Origin of the sequence: Micromonospora sp. M51, assembly GCF_018070305.1 — a bacterium.
GTDB lineage: Bacteria > Actinomycetota > Actinomycetes > Mycobacteriales > Micromonosporaceae > Micromonospora > Micromonospora parva.
In genome coordinates, this window is sequence record NZ_JAGPXZ010001116.1 from 1 (window position 1) to 1390 (window position 1390).

At 74.0% G+C, this 1390-nt stretch carries 2 protein-coding genes; both read left to right on the forward strand.

The window, feature by feature from the left end; all coding sequences use genetic code 11:
* The coding region (locus tag KBX53_RS32935; RefSeq protein ID WP_210863758.1) for a 2-phospho-L-lactate transferase CofD family protein at positions 1-547 on the forward strand (547 nt) is incomplete at its 5' end.
* Positions 548-601: 54 nt separating this feature from the next.
* A partial coding sequence (whiA, locus tag KBX53_RS32940) for a DNA-binding protein WhiA (protein WP_210863759.1) occupies positions 602-1390 on the forward strand: 789 nt, incomplete at its 3' end.

Genomic DNA, 1390 nt, shown 5'->3' on the forward strand with positions numbered 1-1390 from the left:
CGGGATCGAGGCCCGGGTACGTGGCGCCGACCCGGCCGCCCCCGACGAGGTGCGCACGGTCACCGGCCAGCACCAGGTGGCCGTCACCACCGGACGGGTCGAGTCGCTGCGCCTCACCCCGAGCGCCCCGCCGGCCTGCGCCGAGGCCATCGAGGCGATCCTGGCGGCCGACTGGTTGATCTTCGGGCCGGGCAGCTGGTACACCAGCGTGCTGCCGCACCTGCTGGTGCCGCAGTTGGCCGACGCCATCGTGTCCACCTCGGCCCGGCGGCTGGTCACGCTGAACCTCGCCGCGGAGAAGGAGACCCTCGGGCTCTCCGTCGCCGACCACCTCGCGGCGCTGCACTGGTACCTGCCCGAGCTGAAGGTGGATCTCGTGCTCGCCGATGCCAAGGCGGTGGGTGACCCCGAACCGGTCGAACGTGCGGCAGAATCGCTGGGTGCCCGCCTGGTCCTCGCCCCCGTCGCCGTTGTCGACGGGACTCCCCGCCATGATCCGGCTGCCCTGGGCGCCGCGCTGGTGCCTGTCCTGGGCGCCGATCGTTAGACACGTACGTAATCTCCGGCGACACGCCGGAACAGGTCCGTGAGGGGACGCACAATGGCGATGACGGCCGCGGTCAAGGACGAGCTGAGTCGGGTCGACGTGCCCAAGCCCTGCTGCCGGCGGGCGGAGATGGCCGCGCTGCTGCGCTTCGCCGGCGGGTTGCACATCGTCTCCGGCCGGGTGGTGGTGGAGGCAGAACTGGACACCGGGGCGGTTGCCCGGCGGCTGCGCCGGGAGATCGCCGAGGTCTACGGCTATCCCAGCGAGATCCACGTGCTGGCCTCCGGTGGGCTGCGCAAGGGCAGCCACTTCATCGTGCGGGTGGTCAAGGACGGCGAGGCTCTCGCCCGGCAGACCGGGCTGCTCGACGTGCGGGGCCGCCCGGTGCGCGGTCTGCCCCCGCACGTGGTGGCGGCGAACGTCTGCTGCGCGGTGTCCGCGTGGCGGGGCGCGTTCATGGCCCACGGCTCGCTCACCGAGCCCGGCCGCTCCAGCGCGCTGGAGATCACCTGCCCGGGGCCGGAGTCGGCGCTGGCGCTGGTCGGGGCGGCCCGGCGCATCGGCATCACCGCGAAGAACCGCGAGGTGCGCGGGGTGGACCGGGTGGTCGTCAAGGACGGCGACGCGATCGCCGCGCTGCTCACCCGGATCGGCGCGCACTCCAGCGTGCTGGCCTGGGAGGAGCGCCGGGTACGCCGGGAGGTGCGGGCCACCGCCAACCGGCTCGCCAACTTCGACGACGCCAACCTGCGCCGTTCGGCGCGGGCGGCGGTCGCCGCGGCCGCCCGGGTCACCCGCGCGCTGGAGATCCTGGCCGACGAGGCGCCGACCCACCTGACCGAC